Origin of the sequence: Marinobacter iranensis, assembly GCF_029207565.1 — a bacterium.
Lineage (GTDB): Bacteria > Pseudomonadota > Gammaproteobacteria > Pseudomonadales > Oleiphilaceae > Marinobacter > Marinobacter iranensis.
Genome location: NZ_JANCMW010000035.1, coordinates 1 through 1,122, shown reverse-complemented (window position 1 = coordinate 1,122; position 1,122 = coordinate 1). Strand labels below are relative to the sequence as shown.

The window sequence follows — 1,122 nt, the reverse complement described above, 5'->3', positions numbered from 1 at the left end:
GGTAATCCCCCCGAAAAAAAGCGGTTTTCAAAAGTAGAATTTTCCGTAAGCTAAACGCAGGGAGATTCTGCATGAAGAAGTCACGTTTTTCCGACAGCCAGATCCTGTCGATACTCAAGCAAGCCGAGAACGGCGTACCGGTTCCAGAGCTGTGCCGTGAACATGGCATGAGCAGCGCCAGCTTTTACAAATGGCGCGCCAAGTTCGGCGGCATGGATGCATCGATGATGGCCCGCCTGAAAGAACTGGAGGATGAAAACCGCCGGCTCAAGAAGATGTACGCTGAGGAACGCATCAAGGCTGAGATCCGTAAGGAAGCGCTTGAGGGAAAGTTGTAAAGCCATCTCACCGCCGCGAGATGGCGACAAGCGCGGTTGAGAGGCACGGTATCAGCATACGGCTGGCATGCGACGCCTTGGGCATCAGCGAGACCTGCTACCGGTACCAGGCAAAGCTCAGCGACGAAAATGCCGAGATCGCTGACTGGTTGGTCCGGTTGACCCATAACCAGAGGAACTGGGGTTTTGGCCTGTGCTTTTTGCACCTTCGAAACGTCAAAGGGTTTGGCTGGAATCACAAACGGGTTTACCGGATTTACCGGGAGCTGGAATTGAATCTGCGTATCAAGCCCAAGAAGCGCCTGGTTCGTGAAAAGCCGGAGCCATTGGCTGTGCCGGAAATGATCAATGACAGTTGGTCGATGGACTTCATGCACGACCAGCTCAACGACGGACGCAGTTACCGGCTGCTGAATGTGATCGATGACTTTAACCGCGAGGGGCTCGGCATCGAAGTGGACTTCTCGCTTCCGGCAGAGCGGGTTATCCGATCACTGGAGCAGATCATTGAATGGCGGGGTAAACCGCGTTCTATCCGCTGTGACAACGGACCTGAGTACATCAGCGGAAAGCTATCAGCCTGGGCCGAAAAACGAGAGATCACGCTGGCGTTTATCCAGCCTGGCAAACCCCAGCAGAATGCTTATATCGAACGTTACAACCGAACGGTCCGTTACGATTGGCTGGCACAGTACCTGTTCGACAGCACCGAAGAAGTCCAGGATTATGCCACCCGCTGGCTCTGGCACTACAATCACGAACGACCCAATATGGGACTCGGAGG

1 protein-coding gene is annotated in these 1,122 nt (G+C 54.3%); it reads left to right on the top strand.

What is annotated here, in order from left to right; all coding sequences use genetic code 11:
- Positions 1 to 71: 71 nt before the first annotated feature.
- Positions 72 to 1,122, top strand: a protein-coding gene (locus NLU14_RS21315; RefSeq protein ID WP_275710409.1) for an IS3 family transposase whose coding sequence is annotated in 2 segments (ribosomal slippage) — positions 72 to 327 and positions 327 to 1,122 — 1,052 coding nt annotated over the 2 segments. Because the reading frame shifts where the segments join, the coding sequence is not laid out codon by codon here. This gene is flagged as partial in the annotation.